Here is a 24,831-nt window from a genome sequence, read left to right as displayed (position 1 = left end):
AGCGGGCGCTGCTGGGGGTCCCCGGGCACCCCCGCAACTCCCGCAAAGCCGGCGCCATCGCCACCCGCCTGCCCCTCGCCGCCGCCTCCACAGCCCGCGACCGCGCAACCGCCGGGCAAGGGACCGGCAACCGCCAGAGCCGCCACCCAGGCTGGGGCTCGACGACCGCTGACCCGCGGCCCCCCACTTCCCCGGCGCCGCCGGAAGGGCCGCGCCATCTCCGCCTCCCGGCGGCCCCACGCATGCCCCCACCCGCAACGGGCACACGTCCGAACAGGCCCCACCACCTCGGCGGAACAGGAGAGACGATGAGCATAAGACCCGAACTCGAACCGGTGCTGCGCGGCATCGCCGAAGCCGTCCACGACCGCGACGACCACGTCCTGCGCCGCCTGCTGGCCCGCCTCGCCGAACAAGCCACGATCGACGACCTCTACGCCCTGCGCGACGCACTCCCCCGCCTGCACACCTCCACGAGCGCCACCCACTGACCCCATCACCCGGCCGGTGGGTCCGCCCCGCGCGCCTGGCCGCCGGAGGTCAGCCGGCGCCCACCGGCTGACCAAGGTGTGTACGTCTCAGGTGCCGGCGGCCGCCTGCCGCAGACGCTGTCGGCCGCCGGCTCCAGGGTACGGACAGCGCGGCGGCCGGCTGGGGCTCTCTCGGAACTTCGACAGTACGGCCTGACCCGCAGAATCAGCTGAGCCAAAAGGGAGAAGAACGGTGGGCACGCGAACGCCGTGGGTGCACCAACTGAGGGACTGCCGGATGTCCAGGATGTCGAGGCCCTGGCCGAGGAGGAGAGTCGGCCCCCCGGTCCTGGCCCTCAGACGTGAGCAGCAGGCGCACGGGGGCCCTGTTGGTGTGGCTGTCCATGGGGTATGTGACGGTGGTGCGCCAGGAAGCGAAGCCGCCGACGCGCCGGCCGGGAGGGACGGACAGGTCGTCTGGTAGCCACCTCGCCGGCCCTCGGGAGGGCATGCGAAAGCCTCGGAGCGGTGGGCCTCGGGACCCGGCAATCCCGTGGTGCAATGCGACCCGCGGGCCCGGAGCGAATCCTTCGCCCACCGGGGCCGGGGTCCTGAGCGTCGTCGAGCAGTGAGGAGTCACCGTGACCGCAAGGAAGCCGGAGGAGGACGACGGGTGCTCGCCCCGTCCTGCTGAGGGCGGGAGCCCTCTGGGCAGGGCGATGACTCTGGCGGGGATGTTGGAGGCTGCGGAGGCCGCGGCGCCCGTGGAGTCCCTGGACGTGGTCGCGCGCATCCTCAAGGAGCGCCTCGGGGCATCGTCCGTGTCCTTCCTGATCATCGACTTCACCGGCAGCTCAGTCGTGCGACTGGGCGCCGCGGGCAGCGTCAAGACCGGCGAGCCGGCCCAGCGCATCCCCGTGCGGGGCACCCCGTACGACGACGTGATCCGCAGCCAACGCCCGAGCGTGGAGCAAACAGGTGCCGCAGAGCTGGCGCGGATCATCGTCCCGGTGACCAACCGCGGGGACGCCATCGGGCTCCTCGAACTGTTCCTGCCCGCCGCACCGAACCCCGAGGTGATGCGGGAGATCGGCGAGAGCGCGCACGCGCTGGCGTACATCATCATCGCCAACCGGTCCTTCACCGACGTGTACCAGTGGGGCCGACGCACCGTCCCACTGAGCTTGGCCGCCGAGATCCAGCACCGGCTGCTTCCGGCGTCGCTGGCGTGCGAGGCCGCGCAGTTCGCGGTCGCGGGGGCACTGGAGCCCGCCGACCACGTCGGCGGCGACACCTTCGACTACGTGATCGACCGGGACACCGTCCAGTTGTCCGTGACCGACGCCATGGGCCACGACGTCGGCGCCGCGCTGCTGGCCACCCTCGTGGTGGGCGCCCTGCGCCGGGCCCGACGGGCGGGTGCCGGCCTCGACGAACAGGCGCGCCAGGCCGACCAGGCCATGCGGGACCACAGCCGCCAGGGCTACGTCACCGGCCAGCTCCTGCGCATCAGCCTGCTCGACGGCACCACCGAGTTCGTCAACGCCGGGCACCCCTGGCCGCTGCGGCTGCGCGACGGAGAAGTGCGGGAGATCGTCCCGAAAATCGATCCGCCGTTCGGCCTCGGACTGCGGGCCGCCCCCACCAACACCTACCGGGTGCAGTCCCTGGACCTGCGGCCCGGGGACCGGCTGGTGATGCTGACGGACGGCATGCTGGAGCGCAACGCCCAGAACCTCCACCTTCCGGACCTGATCGTCCGCACCCGCGCCCTGCACCCCCGGGAAGCCGCCCGCACCCTCATCGGGGCGATCCTCGACGCCGGCCACGGCCACCTGGACGACGACGCGACCGTCATGTGCCTGGACTGGCACGGCCCCCGCAACACCCAGCGCGACGCCGCCACCGGCGCCGACCTCACCGACGCCTCAGAACCCGCAGAAACGAAACGACCCGCACCCCGACCATGACCCCGGACGTGCGCTGAGGCCCAGGCCATTCCGGCAGCGGCCCGGCCGGCGCGTGAACCGCACCGGGACAGCCACCGCTACGGGGCGCCCGGGCTCGACTCGACCGTCCCAGCCGGTGTCGGGGCCGTCCTCCTGGTCGCAGTCGTGGTCGGTGCCGACCAGGACGCCGTCCTCGACGAGCCCACCGTGATCCGCCAGCAGCGGTCGACGCTGGGGATCGACGCTGGGGATCCGCTGCACCGCGGCGGCCAGCCCGGCCGGGCGGTGAGCCATCGGGTGGACGTGGAAGGGGACCGTGGTGCGGGGGCGCAGCGCCCGCACCACGGTCCGGGAAGAAGATCGCGTCGGGGATGAAGGACGTGTCGGAGGCGTCGATCATCGTGCCCTCGCGCGGGCGGTCGGTCAGGAAGGGCACAGGGGACTCATCTCGTCGAGGTTGCTGGGGCAGGGTGCGCGGGCTGGGGGCGCGGAGGCGGTCGGTGATCGCGGCGGCCATCTCGCAGGCGACCTCCGGTGCTTCGCGCAAGCCGACCTGAAGGGGCAGGATGCGCGGCCGGTGGGCGTCGAGGACCCTCCGGTACGCCGCCTCGTACCGGGGAAGGAACAGCAGGCGCTCGATCGCGGCGGGGTCGCCGCCTCCCCGGCCGCGAGCGATCGCACGCCTGACATGCCTCCTGACCCAGGGTCTGTTGGAGTCCCGCCTCGACGTCCAGCGCGGTGCCGAGTTCCGCGGGCATGGCTTCGCTCCGGTACCGAAGCCGGCCCATGCGTCCGATGCGGTACCGCTCGTCATACCGGCGGAGGGTGCCTATTCCTCGCGTGCCGTATTCCCTGGGTGCGCTCAAGGTGACGGTCGAGGGACCAGGGAATACGGCACCCACGTCGTGTGCTGCTCGGGCTGACACCCTTTCAGGGGATTGACCTGCTGGCCAGCAGACGACCGGACAGGTGGCGCGGTACATCTGATGGCGCGAGAGACCATCACGTCGATCCGGAGGTCCACGTGCACTTTCAGCGACCCGCTGTACGCCGAACCATCGCGGTGGCCATCACGTCAGGACTGGCACTCCTGGCGCCCGCGCCTGCCACGGCTGCCCCGAAGCCGCCGCCGCAGCAACAGGAATACGCGTACGTCACCAGCCTCGACGGGCACGTGTACCCGATCGACACGAGGACCAACAAGGTCCAGGGGCTCGGGACCACCGCCGTCGGTGGCGGCCCCGACCAGGTGGCGATCACCCCTGACAACACCCGTCTCTACGTGACCAACGCCTTCAAGTACGTGTCGGCGATCAACATCGGCAAGAAGAGCGTCACGGACATCCCCTTCGACAAGGACGAGCTCTCTCCCGACATCCTCTACGGGGAAGCGATGGCCCCGGACGGCAAGCACGTCTACGTGGCCGTCCAGAACCCCGTCGACGGGGACAAGGTGTCGGTGATCGACACCGCCACCAACCAGGCCTCCGCCACCATCAACGTCAGCAGGCCCGACCAGGTGGCGATCGATCCCGGCGGCAAGCGCCTCTACGTGGCCGACAGCAAGGGCAGCCTGTCCGTCATCAACACCGCCGACAACCAGCTCATCGCCACCATCCGCCTCACCGAAGCGGCCAACGGCATGGCGATCAGCCCGGACGGCAAGCGCCTCTACGCGACCGGCAACAGCGGCAACGTCTCGGTCATCAACCTCGCGAAGCAGAAGATCGTCCGCACCATCACCGGCGCCGGCACGGGCGGGCTAGCGATCAGCCCCAACGGCAAGCGGGCCTACGTGGTCGGCGTCGACAACAAGATCATTCAGGGCAAGGTGTCCGTGATCAACCTGAAGACCAACAAGGTCACCAAGACCATCCCGATCGGCGACATCCCGCCGTCCACCGGGTCGGGCAGGTACTTCCGTCCGTCGGAGGTGGGCCTCACCCCCGACGGAAAGAGCGCCTATGTGGTGGGCTCCTACGGCAACGGGACACCCGAGGGGACGGTGTTCGCGATCAACACGGCGACCGACGCGGTGACTTCCATCACCGTCGGCGCGGGCGACACCATGGGGGTAGCCGTCGGCCGGCTGTGACGGCGGCACGAGCGCTCCGTCATCGAGGCCACCCACCGGATCAACGCGGATCCGGAGTCGAAGACCCGCGTCCTCGTCCTCACCACTTTCGACGACGACGAGTACGACTATGGCCCGCTCCGCGCCGGAGCGAGAGGCTCCTCGTCAAGGACATGCCGCTGAAGACCATCCCGACGGGATCAGGGTTGTCACCGCCGGAGACGCCCTCATAGCTCCGAGCGTCACCCGCCGTCTCATCGAGGAGTTCGCGGCACGGCCCGAACCCGCCGCCCCTAGCCGCCGCCCCTACCCGCCGGGCCGTGGTCGACGGCATCACCGACCGGGAACGCGTGACGGCTGCCGGACCAGCGTGATCGTGCTCGGTGGTGCTGGCACCGATCGCGGCTTTGTCACCCGATCGGTGGCCGCTCTGGACATGCTCAGTGGTTCCGAGGTCCAGGTTCGCCTCGGGGCGCCGTTGGCCCCCAAGGCCGAGGCCGCGTCAGCGGCGCGCCATACCCTCCGAAGGCGCCGCCAGAAACTGCCTGGCCCGTGGCCTCGACGCCGATGGCCCACACACCAGCAGGGGTGGGCCATCGGGTCCCGGGCCGTATCCGGGGCTGTCAGGCGGTGGCCCTGCCGAACAGGTGGTTGGCAGGAGCGTCCGGGTCGTCGCCGTAGAAGAACTCCGAGACCGCCTGGTGGAACTCGGTGCGGTCCAGCGCGCCGGAGCCGTCCCGGTCCAAGGCGGCGAAGACCTCGGCGCAGTCCTCGCCGGGAACGCCTGAGATCGAGTTGAACATCAGCTGGAACTCCGCCTGCTCGATCTTGCCGTTTCCGTTGAGGTCGACGAGGTCGAAGAAGCAGTTGGTGACCGGCTCGATCTGTTCCGGGAACCGGGCAGGGTCGGTCAGGACCCGCTTGAAGCCTTCGGTCATCTCCCGCAGATCGACCTTTCCGTCACCGTCCTGGTCCATCGGGGCGATCACGTTCGTCCAGAACTCGTCCATCCCGTCGGTGAGCCGGCGGGCGGTCGCGGAGTCGGGCGCGGTGCCCCGGGCGGCGATGTAGCGCTCGCTCATCGCACGGACGTCCTGCCGGGTGATGAACCCGTCGCCGTCGGTGTCGGCGCCCCTGAACCACTGGCCGTACTTGAGGTCTCGAAGTGCACTCATGACTGCGCACAGTATTCATTCGGTTACCCAATCGCAAACGGGTGAGTGGGGTATCCCGGCGGGCCGGCCAGTGGCCGCGCGCTTGACGACGGCGAACCCGGGACACGCGCCGACGGGGTCGGGAGTTCTTCGTGTCAACGTTCGAGGTGTGGCGGCATGAAGGCGAGCACCTCCGGAAGAGGGCCGTCGTAGACCTCGACGTCGACCAGCGCGCTGTGCGCACTCGGCCCCTGGGACAGGCGCGAGCAGCCTCGATCCGCGGTGAGGGAGTTCGGATTGCCGTGGCGGTCCAGGGTTCCGCTCAGGCCCGGCCGGACCGGATCCCACCACGCTCCCGTGGACAGCTGGACGACGCCTGGCATGACGTCGTCCGACAGGACTGCGCCCGCCAGGCAACTGCCCCGATCGTTGTGGACCCGCACGATCATGCCGCTTTCGATGCCGCGGGACGCGGCGTCCAGCGGATTGATCGTCACGGGCTCACGACCAAGGATCTTCGACTTGAGGCTGTGGCCGCCGTTGTCGTACTGGCTGTGCAGACGCGAGGCCGGCTGATTCGAAATCAGGTGCAGGGGGAATCGGTCCGACAGGCCGCCACGGAGCCACTCCACCGGTTCGAACCACGCCGGATGCCCGGTGCAGTCGTCGTAGCCGAACGAGTCGATCTCCTCGGAGAAGATCTCGATCCGACCCGACGGCGTCGTCAGGGGGAACCGCTGCGGATCTGAGCGCAGCGCCTCGAAGCTGCCGGGGAACGGTCCGCTCAGCGCCGGCAGCTCAGCGGTGGAGCTTCGCCAGAAGTCGTCGAAGTTTGGCAAGGCGGTGTCGTCGCCGAGGTTGGCCCTCGTCTGCTCGTAGAGGTGCCGGACCCATTCGATCTCGGAGCGCGACTTCGTGAACTCCTGCTCGTATCCGAGCCGGGAGGCCAGGGCGGTGAAGATGTGGTGGTCCGTGCGCGACTCACCCTCCGGCTCGCGGACCTTCGGCATCGCGACGAGGTGAGGGTCGGAGAACCCGGCGGCGAAGTCGTCGCGCTCGAGGCTGGTGGCGACGGGAAGGACGATGTCGGCGAACTTGGCCGTGGTGTTCCACCAGGCTTCGTGCACCACCACCGTGTCAGGAATCTGCCAGGCGCGCGCCAGCCGGTGGAGATCCTGGTGGTGGTGGAACGGGTTGCCTCCGCACCAGTAGATCAGGCGAAGCTCGGGCAGGGTGAGGCGCCGGCCGTCGTAGTCGATGGTCTTGCCCGGATGCAGCAGGGTGTCGGCGATCCGTGCGACGGGGATGAACTCCGCAACAGGGTTGGGACCCTGGGGAATCGACGCCACGGAGGGCCGGCCGGGGGCGACACCGGTCGCGTCCATCGTCGCGTAGCCCGCGCCCCAGCCGCAGCCGGGCCGCCCCATCGAGCCCGCCATGGCAGCCAGCACGACCGACATCCAGACTGGCTGTTCGCCGTGGTCCGCCCGCTGTATCGCGTAGTTGACCATGATGAGGGAAGGTTGCGTGGTGAGGCGGCGCGCGAGGTCGGTGATCGTGTCGCGGCTGATGCCCGTGATCGTCGCCGCCCAGTCAGCGTCCTTCGGGACGCCGTCCAGGTCGCCGACCAGGTAGGAGGCGAAGCGGTCGAACCCGACGCAGCACCGGCGCAGGAAGTCTTCGTCGTGCCATCCGTTGACCAGCATCGTGTGGGCGATGCCGAGCATCGCGGCGGTGTCGGTGTTGGGAATGACGGGTAGCCACTCGGCGTCGAGGAAACCTGCGGTGTCGCTGCGGATGGGGCTGACGTTCACGAACCGCACCCCGGCCGCTCGGCACTTCCGTTGCAGCTCCTGCGTCTGGTGCCGGGCCAGCCCGCCCGGGTTGACCTGGCTGTTCTTCAGGGCCAGCCCTCCGAACGCCACCACCAGCTCACAGTTCTCGGCGATCTCGTCCCACATCGGCATCCGGGACTGGTAGCTCCACGGGGCCCCGCCGATCACATGGGGAAGGATGACCTCCAGAGCCGCAGTGCTGTACGTGTTGCGCGAGTCGGTGTATCCCCCGCCCAACGCCAGGAACCGGTGGAGCTGACCTTGCGCGTTGTGGAAGGCCCCCGCACTCGCCCAGCCGTACGATCCGCCGAACACCGCGCTGTCTCCGTGCTGGGCACGCACCCGACTCAGTTCCTCGCTCACCAGGGTGATCGCGTCGTCCCAACTCACCTCCACGAAGGCGTCCGTGCCCCTGGCCGTGTCGTGGACGCGCGGCAGACCGTTCAGCCAGCCCCTGCGGACCGCTGGGCGCAACACGCGAGCGCTGTCGTCGGCGGCCGTCACCATCCCGGGGCCGATGGGCGACGGCGCCGGGTCATCGCTCCTCGGCTCGATGCGCGCCAACCGGCCAGAATCGACCACCGCGATGAAACTGCCCCAGTGCGTCGCAACCGACATGCGTCGTTCCACCGTGCATCAACTCCAGCCCTGATGTTTGCCCGGCTCCCGGACAGCGGTTGCCTACGCCGCCGGGCTCCACTTCCCTCGGCGGGCCGCAGAACACAGGCTCCCCCTGCGGCCCGCCGCCCAACCCTGTAGGTGACGAGCCTTCCAAGGGCCGCACGGCAGCGCCCACCGACGCCCGGCAGGTGGCCAGCCCGTTCGGGCCAGCGGGTCAGCAGGAGGGAAGTCGAGAGCGCGAGAACGCAGGTGCGGCCCCTCATCCCCCGGGGCAGCCAGGAAGAACATCACCGGGTTCGCCTCGTCCGCGGACTTCCGGGACGCGACGAGGAGCAGGCCGACGGCCACGCCGGCCAGCTCTGCGACCCGGCTTTCGGGCACGCCCTCACGGACCGCTCGCTGCACCATCGGGTGGACCCGCACGGAGCGGTGCCGGTCCGCCGGGTCGTGGTCTAGCAGGCTCCAGCGGTGTGACGATGCTCCCGCTACCTCCCGACGATGCCCTCGGTGCCGGTGGTGTGCTGCGCGGGCTCACGCGACCGGCAGGTCACGGACGGCGGGACGGTGGTCGTGCTGACCCGCCGCGACCGACTGCCCCATCCGGTCCGCCCGCTGACCACCTGGCGCGCCTCCAGGCCGTCGACCCGAGCTACCTGCCGCGCTCGGCGCGCTCGCCAACGTCCCGCCGCTCCGGGCCGCCCACGAGCCGCGGAGGGGCGAGCTGACCATTCCGTTCCTCGGTCCCGAACGGGCCGCCTGGCAGTACCCGTTCGGCGGCCTGCGCGGGCCGGCGCCAGCCTGGCGGCGGGCAGCGACCGGCCGGCGGCCGTCGCTCGAGCGCCGGGCGCGTCCGCCGGGGTGGCGGACGCACCCGGCGCTCCGGGCATCCCCCGGCATTCCCGGCGCACCCCCGGCGTCCCCGCCCGCGCCGGGGAGCCGGACGGCGGAGCGGTCCCGCCCTACGCCTCCGCCTCCCGCAACCAGTCCGGCGTGCGGAAGCCGCCGCCGCCGTACATGGGGAGCCGGACGGTATCGCCGTAGCGGGCGAGCTGGGCCCAGGGGCGGTTGAGGCCGGCCGAACCGTGGCGGCGGACGCGGGTGACGGCGTCCAGGTCGAGGACGTCGACCAGGATCTCCTCGCCGGGGCCGGCCTGCTGGCGGACGATGCCCTCCGGGTCCACGACGACGCTGGCGCCGACGCCGGCCGGGTCGGCGGCGTTGACGTTGACCACGTACACCTGGTTGGTCCAGGCGTTGGCGCGGGCGCAGACCAGCTCCATCTCCCGGTCGCGGGTGGTGGTGAGGGTGGGCTGGATGACGATCTCCGCGCCCAGCCAGGCGAGTTGGCGGTAGGTCTCGGGGAACGAGCCGTCGTAGCAGACGGCCAGGCCCACCCGGCCGGTACCGGGGATGTCGAAGACGGTGAACTCGTGGCCCGGGGCGGCGCGTTCGTACGGCTGCCAGGGGAAGACCTTGCGGTAGCGGGCCGCGATCTCGCCCTGCGGGGAGACGGCGATGGCGGTGTTGTAGACGAGCCCGTCCGCCGGATCCCGTTCGAAGAGGCTGCCGGGGACGAGCCAGAGGCCGGTCTCCACGGCGAGCGCGCAGATCCGGTCGGTGAGCGGGCCGGGGACGGTGACGGCGGCCCGCTCCATCCAGTCCGCGGGTGCCGGCCGCAGGAGCGGGCCTTCGGCCGCGAGCAGCAGTTCGGGAACGACGACGAGCTGGACGTGCGGGAAGAGCGCCCGCGTCGTGCGGACCTGGTCGGCGAAGCGCTGCCAGCTTGCTTCGAGGTCGTGGGGGACGGGCGAGGTCTGCAGGGCGGCGATGGCGAGCGTGCGCATGGTGTTCAGTCCTCCGTGGAGTCGGATGGGTGGTCGGCGTCGGTGGCAGAGAGGCGGGCGGTGGCAGAGGGGCGGGCGGTGGTAGAGAGACGGCCCGTGGCAGTGGCCGGGGCGGGGACATCGGTGTCGGTGACGGTGAGTCGGGCTACGGCCGTGCGGCCGTCGCGGAAGAAGCGGGGCAGCCGGGCGCGCACGACCAGCATGGCGACCACTCCCCCGGCGATGGAGCCGACGCCCAGCAGGAAGACCCCGCCGACGCCGTGGAAGGAGGTGCTGCCGTATCCCGGGTCGAACATGTCGGCGGCGCTGCGGGCGAAGGCCGCGAGCATCAGCAGCCCGCCGAACAGGGGCAGGACGCCTCGCAGCAGCAGGTCCCGCGGGGAGTCGCGGAGTCGGCCGCGGAAGTACCAGACGCAGGCCAGTGCGGTGGTGCCGTAGTAGCAGGCGATGAGCAGGCCGACGCAGAGGATGGCGTCGCCGAGGAAGTGGCTCGACACCAGGGTGAGCAGGACGAGCAGGCCGGCCGCTGTCGCGCCGAAGAAGACGGTGCCGAAGCCCGGCGTCAGGTGACGGGGGTGGATGCGGGCGAAGGCGCGCGGCAAGGCGCCGTGAGCCGCCATCGAGAGCGTGCCCCGCGAGGTGCCGACCAGGCAGGTGAGCAGCGCGGAGGCGGCCGAGACGCAGACGGCCAGTTGCATCACCCGGGCGAGCGCGTCACCGAGGACGGGTGGGGCGAGGGTGGCGAGGACGTCGGCGGCGTTGTCGGGGTTGCCGAGCCCGAGGCCGTCGGTGCCGGAGCCCGCGAAGGAGAGTGCGGCGAAGGCGGTGAACAGGTACGTCCCCAGCAGGACGAGGGTGGAGATCACGGCGGCCTGGCCGGGGACCCGGCCGCTGTCCCGGGTCTCCTCGTTGGTGGTGATCAGGGCGTCCCAGCCCCAGTAGATGAACAGGCAGAGCAGCACGGCCTGGGCGAACGGCCCGAAGCCGTCGAAGCCGAGCGGGTCGAGCCAGGCCAGTGACGGGGTGGCGGCGCCGGGCCGGGTGAGGGCGACGGCTCCGAAGCCGAGCAGCGCGATCAACTGGAGCCCGAGCAGCGCGTACTGGACGGCGGCCGCGACGCGCAGGCCGCGGTGGGCGATCGCGGTGAGACCGGCCAGTAGCAGGACGGCGGTCGTGGTGACGGTCGCGCCGTCGTCGGCGAGCGCGTGCAGACCGAGCAGAGCCAGCAGGTAGCCGGCGCTGACCTTGGCGAGAGCGGTCATCGCGATGACGGTGGCGGCCTGAGCGACCCAGCCCCCGGCGAGCCAGCCGGCGGCCGGCCCGAAGGCGCGGGTGGTCCAGACGAAGGTGGTGCCGCAGTCCGGCATCTCCCGGTTGAGCTCACGGAACGCGAAGGCGGTGAGCAGGATCGGCAGGAAGCCGAGCAGCAGCGCGGCCGGGGCGAGGTCTCCGGCGACGAGCGTCACGAAGCCCAGGGTGACGGCGATGCTGTAGGCCGGGGCGACGGAGGAGAGGCCGAGCGCGATCGAGGCGGCGAGGCCGACCGAGCCGGCCCGCAGGCCCTTTCCGGCGGGGGTGGGTGGTGGGCCCGGTCTGACGTCGGTAGCACGGGGGTCGGGTGTCACGGCGGGCTCCTGGGGCGGTGGGGGGCACAGGGAGTTGTTAAACGCAGATTTAAGAGACAGCTGCTGTATCAGTCAAGAGCTGAGGAGGTATTGTTAAATTGAGATGCAACAGAACCAATGGAGGGAGAGGGAGTGGCGGCCAAGAAGGGCAGCGGCAAGGAGGCTCGCCGGGCCGAGCTGGGGGCGGCGGTGCAGCGAGCCCTGATGGTGCGGGGCCTGGAAGGACTGCGGCTGCGCGACATCGCGGAGGAGGCCGGGGTCACGCCGGCCGCCGTGCTCTACTACGGCGACCTCGACGGCCTGGTCCACGAGACCTACCAGCAGGCCATCGAGCGTTACAGCCGTGGGCGCGAGGAGGCGGCGGACGGCTTCGCCGACGCCCGCGACAAGCTCAGGGCCTGCATCGACAACGGCGTCGCCACCGGCCCGGACGACGCGCTGACCAGGCTGCTCTTCGAGTACTGGCCACGCTGCCTGCGTGACGCGAAGGCCGCCGCACTGGACAGCGCCCTGACGGAACGTCAAATTGCCGTCTATTCGGCAATTCTGGTCCTCGGCGAGGCGCAGGGCCACTTCGTCCTCCCGGACCCACCGCGCCTGCTGGCGGCCAACTTCGTGGCGATGGAGGACGGTTACCAGATGGAGGTGCTCGCCGGTCGGCGCACCCGCACCGAGGTGATCAGCGCACTGAACTCCTACGCCCGCGCCGTCACCGGCCACGACCCGGGCGTTCGGGCCTGAGGGGATCCCGGCGCCGCGCGCGCAGCGCTCGGAGGCCGGCGTTGTCGGTTCCGTCTCGGTCGAGGACTCCGGTGTGCCGGAGCCGGAGGCAGAGTCACGGTGCCGTCGATCGGGGCGCCCTCGCGGGTGCAGCACGGGCGGGTTCGATCGTGCCGGTGTGGCGGCCCGCGCCGACCGCGGACGTGCTCGCGGCGGACTACCAGCAGCTCCTCTCGGCGCTGACCGAACGCCGCACGGTCGAACGGCGGGTGATGACGTACCAGGAGGTCGTCCTCGTACTCGGGCTGGAGCTGTGCCCGGCAAGAAGAAGCCGACGGTCGGGGCCATCGCCGCGGATGAGGCGGGGTCGCGGCACGGTCACCCCTTTCGCCCGCCTCTCCGGCTCGCCGACCCGCGCCGGCCTGAAGGCGGTGGCCGGCCCCGACGACCGGAACGCGGTGTTCCGGCCACCAGCCGCAGCGTTCAAGTCGGTTGTGAAGAGAGTAAGTTCAAACGGACCTCGCCGCCGAAGCTCCGATGCCAGACTTGCCGACGCCTCGTCAGGGGTACGCGGCACATTCATCGCCGCTCCGGGACGGGGGACAGGCCGGGGCAGGCGTCCATGCTTGTGGGAGGGGAACAGTGGCACCTCGGGAATCCCTGCTCAAAGTCTACGGAGACCGGTCGTACCGGCACGTGACGATGGCCCGGCACCAGGGCACGACCATCGCGTTCGCGATGGACGCGGCGCGCCGGATCGTCTACTCCGTCCTCGACCTGTCCGGCCAGCAGACCAAGGGGGAGATCGACTCCGCGTACTGGAGCGAGAACCCCGCCGAACTCGCCTTCCCCCGTGAGCTGGCCGAGGTGGGGTACGCCGTCGTCGGGGCGACGGCGATGCCCACGGTCAAGCGGGGCGGAGCCGAGGCGAGCCCCGATGACCGGCCGACGGCCGCTGAGACCGACTCCTTCCTCTCCAGCACCGCGCGACTGACGGCGGACGCGCCGTTCCACGTGGTCTCCGACGGCACCTACGTGGTGGTGCTGCGGCAGTCGATCGGCGCGACGCACACCGACGCGGTGCACAAGCTGACCGGCGGCGGCTGCTCGGGGGACGCCACCCGCGGCGACTACGTGCTCAGCGGGGCGAAGAAGGTGCCGCTGGTGCGCGACACCCTGCTGGTCGACCGGTTCCTGCTGGTGGACGGCAAGCTCAAGCCGGTCCTGGAGGTGCGCTTCAAGCGCAGCCGGCACGCCACCCGTCCCGAGTCGGCCAAGGACAGCCTGGGCACCGAGGACATGGAGGGCCGCCCCTTCCACGAGCCGACCCAGGAGCTGTCCTTCGTCCGGAACCTGACCCGCGGCCGGTTCGCCGCCGTGCTGGTGCCCACCGCGGTCAGCAACGTGCGGCGCTGGCAGCTGTTCGCCCACAACGACGCCACCGGGCGGGTCGACTGCTTCAACGTCGAGCAGGGCGCCCAGGGCCTGTTCAACACCCTCGGCACCCGCTTCTACACCAGCCCGGATCCGCTCTACCGGGACTCGGTGTTCGAACGCAGCCCGGGCACCTGTCCGTTCACCGGGCGCGAGCTGGTCCCGGTCACGGGCGCCGAGGGGCACGCGGAGACGGCGCTGCGGCTGACCGGTACCGGCCCCTGCGTCGACCTCGGCGACCCGGCGGCGCTGCGCTTCGGCGGCAAGCCCTACTCGGTCGAGGCCTGGATCAAGCCGAACTCCTACGACGGCCCGGTGCTCTGCCGGAAGGGGGAGTACCGGCTGAGCGTGGACCCCACCGGTTCGGTGGTGCTCACCCACACCGGGGCGCCGTCCCCGCTCACCTCCACCGATACCGTCCCCACCGACACCTACACCCACGTCGCCGCCACCTTCGACGGCACCACCGCGAAGCTGTACGTCAACGGCAATCCGGCGGGCAGCGGCGCGCTGCCCTTCACCCCGGCCACCGGCGTGAGCACCCTGGTCGGCAAGGACGGTGCGGGCGACCACTTCGACGGCGACCTCGACGAGCTTCGGATCTGGAACCGGGTGCGCTCCCAGGCCGAGCTCACCGCGGGCATGGGCCACCGGCTGATCGGCAACGAGCCGGGCCTGGTGGCCTACTACCGCTTCGACGAGGGTGCCGGCACCACCGCCTACGACCAGACGGACAACGCCCTGCACGGGACGCTCAGCGCCGACGCGCAGTGGACCGGCTCGGACGCCCCGGTCGGCGACCACCCCGGGGTGCGGCGCGACAGCTTCACCCTCAAGGGGCGCACGGTCGAGTCCGGCATGTCGGCCGTGCTCTACCACCAGCAGGAGAACGTCGTCGCCGGGTACCGCCCCGATCCCAAGCCCGCCAAGCGGCAGGCCCGGGTGATGCTGGCCTTCGCCGCCAAGGACGGCCAGGACCCGTACACGGCCGCCCTGGACTTCGCCGTCGGCCGCGACGGCCGGCTGGCCCAGGCCCCGGACGTGCTGGACCCGGCGGTGCTCAAGCGGCCGGTGAAGGGCCAGGACTCGGAGCAGATCAGCGCCCTGCAGCAGACGATCAAGCGGCTGGAGCCGGAGATCGCCGACCTGCGGTCGAAGATCGCCCAGCTGGCCGGCGTAGCCGGCAAGGCGGCCGACCACCAGGCGGAACACGACCGCCTGCGGCCGGGGTTCGACGACCTCGAGAGGCGCTACCTGGCCGAGAGGGACCAGGTGACCGCCTACAACTACAACCTGGGGCTCAAGACCGAGCGGGTGGCGCCGAGCGGCTACCGGTGGCGGTGGCTGTTCGCCGCCAGCAATCCGGGCAGCAACGGCGTCGTGGTCTTCACGGAGGACAAGCCGGCCGACCCGCAGTCGAGGGCGGTCTGGCGGCTGGCGGCCGTCGGCCAGAGCCAGGACGGCAGGCCCTGTTACTGGCTGGTCTCCAGCAACACGGCCGGGCAGCGACTGCACGTCGTCGGCGACTCGACGGAGGAGAACGCCAAGCTGGACGCGGCCGCCCACGACCCGGCCAACGCCGCCATGCAGTTCATGCTCCTCACCGACAACAACGACGTCACCGCCACGCGCGAGGTCCGCCTCGTCAACCGGAAGAGCCGGCTTGCGATCGGCTCGCCCTCCGCCGTCCCGTACGCCCTCCTGTGTCAGTCGAGCGAGTGCCTCACCGCGGAATCGGGCCTGTTCCTCCTGGTCAACCTCGGCCTGACGTCGGGGCTGGACAAGCAGTACGGCCCGGCCAAGGCGGCGATGGACGAGCTGCGCAGGAAGCTCCAGGAGGCGATCACCGCCCAGCAGCGCACCGCCGAACTGCAGCTCAGGCTCACTGCCCGACAGGTCGAACTGCAAGCCGCTCAGGGCCGGTTGGCCGCACTGTCGACCGGCCTGCAGGGCGATGACGACCTGACGCTGGCCATGCCGCTGATCGCGGTGGACGCCACCGGCCTGAGCGTGTCCGGCAGCCTGCTCGAATTCGCCCGGGGCACCGACCGGCCGACGCTGTTGGACAGCGGCACCGGCAACCTCGTGCTGTACTTCCGCGGGGTCAACGAGCAGTTCTTCGCGGTGTACTACGACACCGCCGTCATCCGGGGCGCCCGGACGCTGGCCGGGGACGGCGGCACGCTCGCCTTCCTCGCCCGCGACCCGGCCGTCGCCCTGGACCCATGCACCATCCAGGTCAGCGACGGTGACGCGCCCGGCCGCTGCGACCTGACCGTCACCGTCGGGACGGACACCGAGACCTGGAGGTCCCTGCCGCGCAAGGCCGAGCTGATGGCGGCCGCGTTGGCCGGGAACCCCGGCCGGCCGGTGACGCTGGGCACGGTCGCACGGGTGACGGGCAGCACGGTGGAGTTCACCGCCGCCACCACCGTCGCCGTCCCGTCCAGGGCCCACCTGCTCATCGGCGGCACCAACCACGCCGCGTCCGCCGACGCCCCGATCGGCGCCAAGACCCTCACCCTCACCTCGGCGAACACCGCGATCAAGCCCGGTGACAAGGTCAGCCTCGTCGCCTACGACTGGAGCCGGGCCCGGTCCAGCCGGCCCGGGGTCCTGCTGTCCGCCGGGTCCCGGTTGATCGGACTGACCACGGGCGGGGTCGACTCCGTGCCCAACGGCACGGCCAAGCCGTCCGTCACCGGCCGCGGCTGCCGTTGGCGCGCCGAGATGCCCGGCCGCGCCTTCCTGTTCGACGGCAAGGAGCAGTACCTGACGCTCCCCGCCGCGAAGCACCAGGCCGTCACCCCGGGCGGGGACCTGAGCCTGGAGGCGTGGGTCCACCCCGAGACCGGACAGGGCCGGCTCGTCCACGGCAAGACGGACGGGGCGTCCTACTCGCTGGCGCTCGGTGCCGCTGGTCTCCCCGTGTGGCAGTTCCTCGGCAACTCCAAGGTCGAGCTGACCGCCTCGCTCGACCTGTCGAACCGCGACTTCACCGTCGAGCTGTGGGCCAAGCGGGACAATGCCCGCAGCGTCCGGGAGCCACTGCTGACCCACGGCCTCCCGGGGGGCGGCCGGGACCGGACGCTGCACCTGCACTTCGAGCCGGACAACACCTTCGGTTTCGCGCTGTTCGACGACGACCTGACCACCGCTCAGGCGTACTCCGACCTGGAGTGGCACCACTGGGCCGCGGTATACAGGAACGCCACCCGCGAGCAGATCCTCTACCGGGACGGCGTGGAGGTCGCCCGGCGCACCGCCACCGGAGCCTATGCCGGCAACGGCCCGCTGGTCCTGGGCCACCAGCAGTTCACCGGTGCCCACCTCTACGGCCAGATCGACGAGGTCCGCGTCTTCGGGCGGGTCCGCACCCCGGAGGAGATCACCGCCCAGCGCTACCAGCGGCTGTCCGGACTGGAGCCCGGCCTGCTGGGCCACTGGAACTTCGAGGGCTCCAACGACACGGCCTCCCCGATCAAGGGCTACCAGGTGGTCGCGCGGGTCGGCGGCCAGGTGGTGCGTTCGGCCGAGCGCTTCCCGTGCAACGAGTGGGGGCACGTCGCCGCGACCTTCACCCAGTCCTGGGCGGTGCGCCTGGACGGCGGCGAGGGCCTGTCGGTGGCCTCGCAGGACTCGCTGAACATCCTGGAGGACCTCACCATCGAGGCGTTCGTCCAGGTCGAACAGCTGGGCAAGCCCATGGTCCTGGTCGCCAAGGGAGCGGCGGTCGACGGCGGCCGTGACGGAGTCCCGTACCAGCTGGGCATCCGGGCCGACGGCCGGGTGGAGTTCGCCTTCGCCGACGCCGACGGCAAGGCCAACCGGTACACCACCGGCCAGGCCGTCAAGCCCGGCACCTTCCACCGCCTCACCGTGGTGCGCGAGCGCCTCAGCCCCGAGGTCCGCACCACCGCGACGCTGACCGAGAGCAGCCCGCCGGTGCAGCAGATCCGCCTCTACTTCGACGGCGTGTCGGCCGGCACCACCCTGTACAGCGGCCCCGGTCCGCAGTCCAACACCAGCCCGCTGGAGATGGGCCGGGGACTGCGCGGCGTCCTGTGCGAGGTGCGGCTGTGGAACACCGCGCGCACCGCCCCGCAGCTCGGACTGCCGGTCGGACCGCGCGACAAGGGCCTGCTGGCCTGCTGGCCCTTCAACGAGAACACCGGCAACGTCACCCACGACGTCGGCGGCTCCTTCCCGGCGAAGCTGCGCGGCGCCCGCTGGACCCGCGACCCCGACCCCAGGGCCAGCGCCCTGCGCCTCTACCGCAACGGCGAGGCGCTGTCCGAGGGCCCGGTGACCGCCCAGGACAGCGACGCCTGGGGCGATGCCCAGCTCACCCTGGGCGGTCGCCTGGTGGGCGGCAAGCCCAGCGAACAGCTGACCGGCACCCTGGAGGAGGTGCGGATCTGGCGCACCGTCCGCACCCGGGAGCAGATCTCCGACAACCTGTTCACCCGCCTGCGCGGCGACAAGCAGGACCTGCTCGGCTACTGGCCGTTCGACCGGGACTCCACTGCCGCCGGCGCCGCCTCCGTGCGCGACGAAGGCCTGCGCGGCAACGACCTGGACTTCTCCCCGAAGCGGCCGCGCGTCCTGCTCTCCACCGCACCCATCTCCGCCGACACCGCGCAGGTCCGCTCGGCCCTCGCCGACGTGCGCACCCCCTTCCACAGCACCGTCGCCGGCTCCCCCGGCGCCACCGAGTACGCCGACCTCCAGTACGACGCCCGGGGCCAGGCGCTCGGCGTGCTCAAGCGCTGCTACGGCTTCGTCCGCGACGGCCGCTGGCACCTGATCACCGGCTACAAGGTGGGCGACCTGGTCACCGAATGGGTCGGCCAGGCCCAGTTCGACCCGCAGCTCATGGGCTACGTCGAGGGCGCCCCGCCGGTGCCGTCGGAGAACCTCACCGACAAGTCCGACGGCTACGCCGCCGCCTCCTCGGTGGAGTTCGGCGAGGCCGAGCAGGTGGTGCAGGCCCTGTCCTCCAGCCGGACCCGGAGCGTCGACACCGCCTTCAACTTCTCCTTCGGCGGCGAGACCGACGCCGGCACCATGACCGTCACCGCGCCCCTCGGCGTCGGCACCGCGACCCCCGCGGCCAACTTCCAGCTGAAGCTCGCCGCGACGGGCAGCCTCGAGTACTCCAACACCTGGAGCGAGGACACCAGGATCAGCCAGGGCAGGAACACCGCCCGAAAGACGAAGCTCGCGCTGAGCGGCTACGTCGAGGACCCCGCCAAGGTGCTCAACCCCGCCGTCGGCCGCCGCTACGTGCCCGCCAACACCGGCATGGCGCTGGTCCAGTCGCAGACCGCCGACATCTTCGCGCTGCGCCTGGCCCACACCGGCGCCCTGGTCGCCTACCGGATGATGCCCAACCCCGACATCCCGCCGGACTGGAACGTCATCCACTTCCCGATCAACCCCCGCTACACCAAGCAGGGCACCCTGGACGGCACGGTCGGCTTCAACGACAACGGCAAGGTCCTCGACCCCGACTACCCGACGGCCAAGGACTACGGCGAGTACAGCTACTTCAAGCCGCGGGACGCCTACGCGCTCAAGCGCCGCGTCACCCGCGACCAGCAGCGGCTGCAGGCCTACTACGAGTCGATCTCCACCGAGGTCGGCCACCACACGAGCGACGACCAGGCCAAGGAACAGGCCAAGACGGCCCTTCGCTCGATGGGCGTGTCCGTCGGCCCGGACGGCCGCCGCACCACCGCCGGCAGCAAGACCGCCACCGGCTTCTCGCACCGGGACCTGGTCAACACCTACGTGTGGACGGCCCAGGGCGGCTTCTTCGCCGAGACCACCGAGGCCACCGACGCCGTCAGCGAGACGACCTCCGGCTCCTACACCTACAGCAGCAAATTCGGCGGCTCCTTCGACTTCAGCTTCGGCGTCCTCGGCATCGGCTTCACCGCCCACCTGGACGCCTCCAGGGGCGGCGGCTTCAGCGTCACCCGGGCCAGGAGCAGGGACACCTCCCGCAGCTTCGGCCTCGACGTCCAGTGCGCGCCGTCCGGGGACCTCCAGCGCCGGGACAAGGACGGCAAGCCCGTTTACGACGCGGCCGGAAAGCCCGTCCTGGTGCCGGGCAAGGTGGACGCCTACCGCTTCCTCAGCTTCTACCTCGGCGAGAACAGCGCCAACTTCGACGACTTCTACCACAAGGTCGTCGACCCGGTCTGGCTGTCGAACAGCGACGCGCCCGGCGCCGCGGCCCTGCGGCAGACCCGCCAGAACTCCGCCAAGCCCCCGTGCTGGCGCGTCCTGCACCGGGTCACCTACGTCAGCCGGGTGCTCGCACCCGTCCCGCCGCCCACCGCGCCGCCGCTGGAGAGGGCGATGCGCGCCGAGAACATCGACAGCAACTACGAGCTGATCAAGCGCCTCGAACCCCACGTCCGCCCCGCCGCCACCAGCAGCGCCGGCCTGGCCGCCGCCACCCGCGAAGCCCTCGCCACCCAGCTGCCCGAACTCGTCCCCCACGCGCCCGAGATCATCGACTACCTCACCCGCTACTTCGGAGTAGAGAACTGACACCCGCCCGGCCCTCTGGCAACACCGGAGGGCCGGGCACCCTCCCTGACGCAGGGCGAGGTGACCGACCGGAGTCGGCCACCTCGGACCGCACCGGACACCGCCGACCTGGGGACCTGGGGCCCTGGGGACCTGGCTGGTCAGCGTGGCCCTCACCCGGCCTTCGCCTGGCCCGCCAGCCGGCCGCAGAACGGCGCCGCCCCTGGAAACGTTCGCCGCCCACAACGAAGTCGACTCCAGCTCGACTCCGTCGCGGGTATCGCAACATCCGCGCCAGGGTTCTCAGCCCAGCCGGAGTGCCGGAACCCTCCCCTTCCGGCCCCGGACGGCCACCGGGTTCGACGAACCGCAAGCCGGCACCCCGCCACGCCGTCGGCAAGACCGTCGAACGCGAACCCACGCTCAAGCCCACGGGAGCGGTGCGGCGCAGAGCGCGGCGATGGCGGTCATGGTGTGGTGGTCGAGGTGGGTCAAGCGGCGGGCGGTTTGGTGGTCGGCTTCGGCTTCGGCTTCGGTGGGTTCTAGGCCGGCGCGGCGCAAGGCAGTGAGGACGATCTTCCTCCGGGTGTCCGGGGCGGTGGTGGTCTGTGCGGCGCGGGCCCGGTACTCCTGTTCGCGGCGCCAGCGCCGGACGGTCAGGCCCGGCGCAGTTCCTGGACCCATCCGAGCAGCCGGAGGTCGGTGCCGCGGACGGCGACCAGCCGCGGGTCGCTGTGCCAGCTCTCCACGACCACCGCGCCGCCCTGGGCACTGCGGGTGGCGGTCGGCGCGCCCAGACCCGGGCGAGCGGCGAGACGCAAGTGCGCTCGGCGGCGAGCGCCAGGCGCCGCTGCTCGGGTCCGTCGCCCGGCGCGGCCGGCGACAGCGCGAGGGGGCCGCGGCCGTCGGGCGAGGGGGGTCGGGCACGGCGGCCGGTACCGCCCCGGCCGTGTCGAAGGCGTCTCCCGAACCGGACGGCGTTTCGCCCCGGGGCGTTTCGCCGGCCCCGGCGGCGGGTTGCCCCGCCTCCCGGGCCTGGGTCGGGTGCGCGGCGAGCAGCCTCTCGGCCAGCTCACGGCGGCGCGCCATCACGCCGGACGCGGCGTGGAGAACGTCGGCGAGGGATTGGCGGCCAAGGGCCGCGTCACCGTCGCGGGCCGCCCGGTCGAGCTGGAGGAGCAGCAGCCGGTCGGCGCGCGCCAGCCGCTCGCCGAGGGCGAGGAGCTCGACCGCCGCCGGGTCGTCGGCCAGGCCGTCGGGCAGCCCCGTTTCGCCCCGAGGCGTTTCGGCGGCCGTGGCGAGGGCCTTGCCCCGCTTCTCCTTCTCCCGGGCGCGGTCCGCCTTCGACGAGCACGCCTTGGAGCAGTACTTCGGCCGGCGGCCCTTGCCCGCCCACGCCAGCTCCGCGGCGCATACCGCGTCCACCGGCCCGCCCAACAGCATCGGCTGGACCGCCGCCTCTTGCCCCGGGGAGAAACTCATGCCCGGATGCCAGCCCCACGACCACCACCCTTTCCCCTCAGGGTGAAACTGCCGGACAGTAGGGGCCTGCGCGCGGCGGGCGATGCGCAGCATGCCGGGCCGGGGGGGTAGACCGCGGGCGGCCGGGGGCTGGGCGCGCCGTCCGCGACCGGCCAGCGGTGGCAGTGGCCCTGCGCGCCCTGCGCACGAGCGCGGTGAGAGCAGCCGCAGCCTGCGGTTCCGGTGGGATCGCCGAGATGGGCCCACACCGGGGTCTCGGACGGAGCGTGCGGCGGGCGGTCGCTGAACTCGGTCCTGCACGAGCGGGCCGCCGCAGCGCGGCGGCCCGCTGAGCTGATGTCACCTACGCGATCCCGCCCGTCAAGGGCGGCCCGCGGCCCGGAGATCACAGTGTCCGGGCGCGGTGGCGGGGTGTCAGGCGAGGGCGAGGCTGATCTGGTCGCCGAAGACGACCCAGTTCTGTCCGCGGTCGTTGCTGTCGCAGGGCTTGGTGGAGATGTTGGGGGTGTTCCAGGCGTTGGCGAGGCAGTAGGCGGGGGCAAAGGTGAGGGAGATCTTCTGACCGGTCACGGTCCAGTACTGGCCCTGGTCCTTGGAGTCGCACGGCTTCACCGAGACGTCCTGCGCGTTCCAGGTGTTGGCGAGGCAGTAGGCGGGGGCCTTGGCGAGGGAGATCTTCTGCCCCGCGAGAGTCCAGTGCTGGCCCTGGTCGTTCGAGTTGCAGGGCTTCGTGGAGGTGCTCGGAGTGCTCCAGGTGTTGGCGAGGCAGTAGAGGCTGGGGGTGCGCGGTGTCGGGTCGGCGGCGCCTGCCCCGCCGGCGGGCAGGAGAGAGGCGGCGAGGGCCAGCGTGGCGAGGGCGAGCGTCCTGCGGAGTGCGACTGCCATGGGTGGGTTCCCGTTCTCGCTGTTTGCCGTGCGGCTTCGCGTACGGCAGCGGGGTGCTTTTCCGGACAGGTCGAGATCTTGGCAATTGCCAGCGCCACTTGCTGACGAACAACCGTTTCTGCAGACCTGCGTTCATCCGAACGGGTGGCCGACCGGCCGAGCCGGGAAGCCCCACAGCGATCCGGCTGAACCCGGAGCGGCAACTCGCCGGCCGGCACGACGACGGCCGGCGGAACAACCCGTTCACGACACCGGCCGTCCTGCGGCAACCCGCCCGGCCCGGCCGTGAACGCCGCCTCCGGGAGCGGTTCACCTGCCATGACGCGCTCACCCCCTCACTGCCGGCCAAGCCGCTGCCGCCGCTCGCCCCGTAGGACGGTGGCCCGCTCACCGAGGGCCGCTCGCCGAGGGCCGCGGCTCCGGCGAGCGGGCCACGAGGTCATCACGGCGACGGCGAGCTGCGCGCCCGCCTGCGCCCGCCTGTGGACGCCCACGGCCGCCGGGAGCACACCGGAGCCGTCCACCGCCGAGCAGCTCGCCCCAGCCGTCGTCGCCACCATTCGCCGCCACCACGCCGAGCACCGTCCTGGGCGACGCCGAGCACGACCTGCCGACCCTGTGCTCCGTCATCGAGAACGCCCTCGCCCTCGCCGGGACGTAGCCAACCCGGGAACGAGCCGGCGACGGGTCGGCCCCGGGTCGGTCAGCTCCCGCCGGGCGGTGCGCCGGGGCCTGGTGGACAGCCTGGTGCTGGTGGACAGCCGGGTTGGGGCACCGGCCCCGGCACGCCGGCCAGCCCCTACGGTGCCCCGCCGCCACCGCCTCCCCCGGCCCAGTCCACGAACCGATTCGGACGCGGGTACCTGCTCGGCGGCTGCCTCGGCGTCCTCCTGGTCGTCGGCGTCGTCGTCGCCATCGTGGTGGCGGTCGGCAACGGTTCCGACAAGCCGAACTCCCCCGCCTCCTCCGGGGCACCGCTCAGCGACTCCAACAACACCGACCATCCGCCCGCAGATCAGGAGAGCATCCGCTAGATGCGATCCTCCCGTGTCCTTTGCGCCGGTCCGCGCTGCCTTCGACGAGTCGCACCTGATCGCCGACGCCGGGCTGGTGCGCGGCCCGTGACCGCAGCGGTTGAGCTCAGTGGCCGATCGGCCGTCTGCCGCCCCTGGCGCGCCTGCCTTGCGGCCCGAGGGCTTGGCGCTCGCGCCGTCCGCACGACAGCTGACGCTCGCACGGCACCCCGTCGGCGCTACGGCTGACGGTCGTGCGCTGCCCCGTCGGCGCTACGGCTGACGTCGGCCCAGGCGTCCAGTTCGCGCAGGCGTGCGGTGAGAGCCTCGCGGAGGCCGTCCTCGGCCGCGCGCCCGAGGGCGAGGCGCAGAGGAGGCTGCTTGGCGTCGACGGCGGCCATGACGGCCGCGGCGACCCGGGCGGGATCGGCGAACGCCTCGGGCGGCAGTTCGCCGAGCGAGCTCTGGACGGCGCGCACGGTCGCGTCGTAGTCGGCGGTGGGTTCGGCGAAGACCAGGTGGGACAGGAAGCCGGTCCCCAGATATCCGGGCTCGATCATGGTGACCTTGATGTTCAGGGGCGCGAGCTCGGCCGCCAGGGCGTCGGAGAGTCCTTCGAGCGCGTACTTGCCGGCCGCGAGCAGTCCGACACCCGGGTGCGCCGACTGTCCGTAGACCGAGGAGCCCTGGAGGACGTGGCCCGAGCGCTGCCTGCGCAGCACGGGCAGTGTCGCGCGCAGCACGTTCAGCGGCCCGAACACGTTGGTGTCGAAGATGGCCCTGGACTGCGCGTCGGTCGCCTCCTCGACAGCGCCGAACAGTCCGTAGCCCGCGTTGTTGGCGACCACGTCGATTCGTCCGAACGCGGAAACGGTCTGCTCGACGGCGCGGTGGGCCGCTTCCTCGTCCCGGACGTCGAGTTGGAGGGCGACGGCCTGTCCGGGGTACCGCCCGACGAGGTCGCTGATCGATTCCGTGCGGCGGGCGGTGGCCGCGACACGGTCGCCACGGTCGAGGGCGGTGAGTGCGAGTGCGCGGCCGAGGCCCTGGGAGGAGCCGGTGATGAACCAGGTGCGGGTGGTGTCCGAGGTCTGCTCGTTCTTCGTCATGGTTATGACCATATTGAGTTAGCACATAACGCACAAGCCTCAATGTGTTCTGGTGTCTATGTGCCTGATGAGTGGC

The 24,831-nt window shown here is 71.7% G+C and carries 12 protein-coding genes and 2 pseudogenes; 7 read left to right on the top strand and 7 right to left on the bottom strand.

Annotation, left to right across the window (positions count from 1 at the left end; all coding sequences use genetic code 11):
- Window positions 1-308: 308 nt before the first annotated feature.
- The 4 genes and pseudogenes from ACIF6L_RS14390 to ACIF6L_RS14375 all read left to right on the top strand — a co-directional run.
- Window positions 309-491 (top strand): hypothetical protein, encoded by a 183-nt coding sequence (locus ACIF6L_RS14390; RefSeq protein WP_396491096.1) that lies wholly within the window; start codon window positions 309-311, stop codon window positions 489-491.
- 698 nt (window positions 492-1,189) lie between these two features.
- Window positions 1,190-2,440, top strand: a complete 1,251-nt coding sequence (locus ACIF6L_RS14385; protein ID WP_396491130.1) for a PP2C family protein-serine/threonine phosphatase — start codon at window positions 1,190-1,192, stop codon at window positions 2,438-2,440.
- 1,042 nt (window positions 2,441-3,482) lie between these two features.
- Window positions 3,483-4,514 carry a YncE family protein gene (locus ACIF6L_RS14380; RefSeq protein WP_396491095.1) on the top strand — a complete coding sequence of 344 codons (1,032 nt, stop codon included), beginning with the start codon at window positions 3,483-3,485 and terminating at the stop codon, window positions 4,512-4,514.
- Between the two features lie 21 nt (window positions 4,515-4,535).
- Window positions 4,536-4,803: pseudogene (locus ACIF6L_RS14375) on the top strand (DNA-binding response regulator); the annotation flags it as partial.
- Between the two features lie 313 nt (window positions 4,804-5,116).
- Here the strand turns inward: ACIF6L_RS14375 and ACIF6L_RS14370 are convergent.
- Entirely contained in the window at window positions 5,117-5,668 is a 552-nt protein-coding gene (locus tag ACIF6L_RS14370) for an EF-hand domain-containing protein (protein ID WP_396491094.1), read from the bottom strand.
- Window positions 5,669-5,802: 134 nt separating this feature from the next.
- Window positions 5,803-8,100, bottom strand: a complete 2,298-nt coding sequence (locus tag ACIF6L_RS14365) for a molybdopterin-dependent oxidoreductase (RefSeq protein WP_396491093.1) — start codon at window positions 8,098-8,100, stop codon at window positions 5,803-5,805.
- 658 nt (window positions 8,101-8,758) lie between these two features.
- Here ACIF6L_RS14365 and ACIF6L_RS14360 point away from each other — a divergent pair.
- Window positions 8,759-8,931, top strand: a pseudogene (locus ACIF6L_RS14360) (amidohydrolase); the annotation flags it as partial.
- 131 nt (window positions 8,932-9,062) lie between these two features.
- Here ACIF6L_RS14360 and ACIF6L_RS14355 read toward each other — a convergent pair.
- On the bottom strand, window positions 9,063-9,947 hold the full coding sequence (locus ACIF6L_RS14355; RefSeq protein WP_396491092.1) for a carbon-nitrogen hydrolase family protein: 885 nt from the start codon (window positions 9,945-9,947) through the stop codon (window positions 9,063-9,065).
- A gap of 5 nt (window positions 9,948-9,952) precedes the next feature.
- On the bottom strand, window positions 9,953-11,572 hold the full coding sequence (locus ACIF6L_RS14350; protein WP_396491091.1) for an APC family permease: 1,620 nt from the start codon (window positions 11,570-11,572) through the stop codon (window positions 9,953-9,955).
- 132 nt (window positions 11,573-11,704) lie between these two features.
- Here ACIF6L_RS14350 and ACIF6L_RS14345 point away from each other — a divergent pair, with 132 nt between their 5' ends.
- A complete protein-coding gene (locus ACIF6L_RS14345) occupies window positions 11,705-12,313 on the top strand; it encodes a TetR/AcrR family transcriptional regulator (protein ID WP_396491090.1) in 609 nt (202 codons plus the stop codon).
- 681 nt (window positions 12,314-12,994) lie between these two features.
- Window positions 12,995-20,287, top strand: a complete 7,293-nt coding sequence (locus ACIF6L_RS14340) for a LamG-like jellyroll fold domain-containing protein (RefSeq protein WP_396491129.1) — start codon at window positions 12,995-12,997, stop codon at window positions 20,285-20,287.
- Between the two features lie 402 nt (window positions 20,288-20,689).
- On the opposite strand, the gene ACIF6L_RS14335 is transcribed toward ACIF6L_RS14340, so the two are convergent.
- The 3 genes from ACIF6L_RS14335 to ACIF6L_RS14325 all read right to left on the bottom strand — a co-directional run bounded on the left by ACIF6L_RS14335 (window position 20,690) and on the right by ACIF6L_RS14325 (window position 24,755).
- Complete coding sequence (locus ACIF6L_RS14335; protein WP_396491089.1) at window positions 20,690-21,748, bottom strand: hypothetical protein; 1,059 nt, start codon at window positions 21,746-21,748, stop codon at window positions 20,690-20,692.
- A gap of 414 nt (window positions 21,749-22,162) precedes the next feature.
- Window positions 22,163-22,633 carry a ricin-type beta-trefoil lectin domain protein gene (locus ACIF6L_RS14330; protein ID WP_396491088.1) on the bottom strand — a complete coding sequence of 157 codons (471 nt, stop codon included), beginning with the start codon at window positions 22,631-22,633 and terminating at the stop codon, window positions 22,163-22,165.
- Between the two features lie 1,252 nt (window positions 22,634-23,885).
- Window positions 23,886-24,755: an SDR family NAD(P)-dependent oxidoreductase gene (locus ACIF6L_RS14325; protein WP_396491087.1), complete on the bottom strand. Its 870-nt coding sequence runs from the start codon at window positions 24,753-24,755 to the stop codon at window positions 23,886-23,888.
- Window positions 24,756-24,831 lie beyond the last annotated feature (76 nt).

The sequence above is a fragment of the Kitasatospora sp. NPDC086009 genome (assembly GCF_044540385.1).
Classification (GTDB): domain Bacteria; phylum Actinomycetota; class Actinomycetes; order Streptomycetales; family Streptomycetaceae; genus Kitasatospora.
The sequence above is the reverse complement of the archived record's forward strand: the minus strand, read 5'-3'. Positions and strand labels throughout refer to the sequence as shown.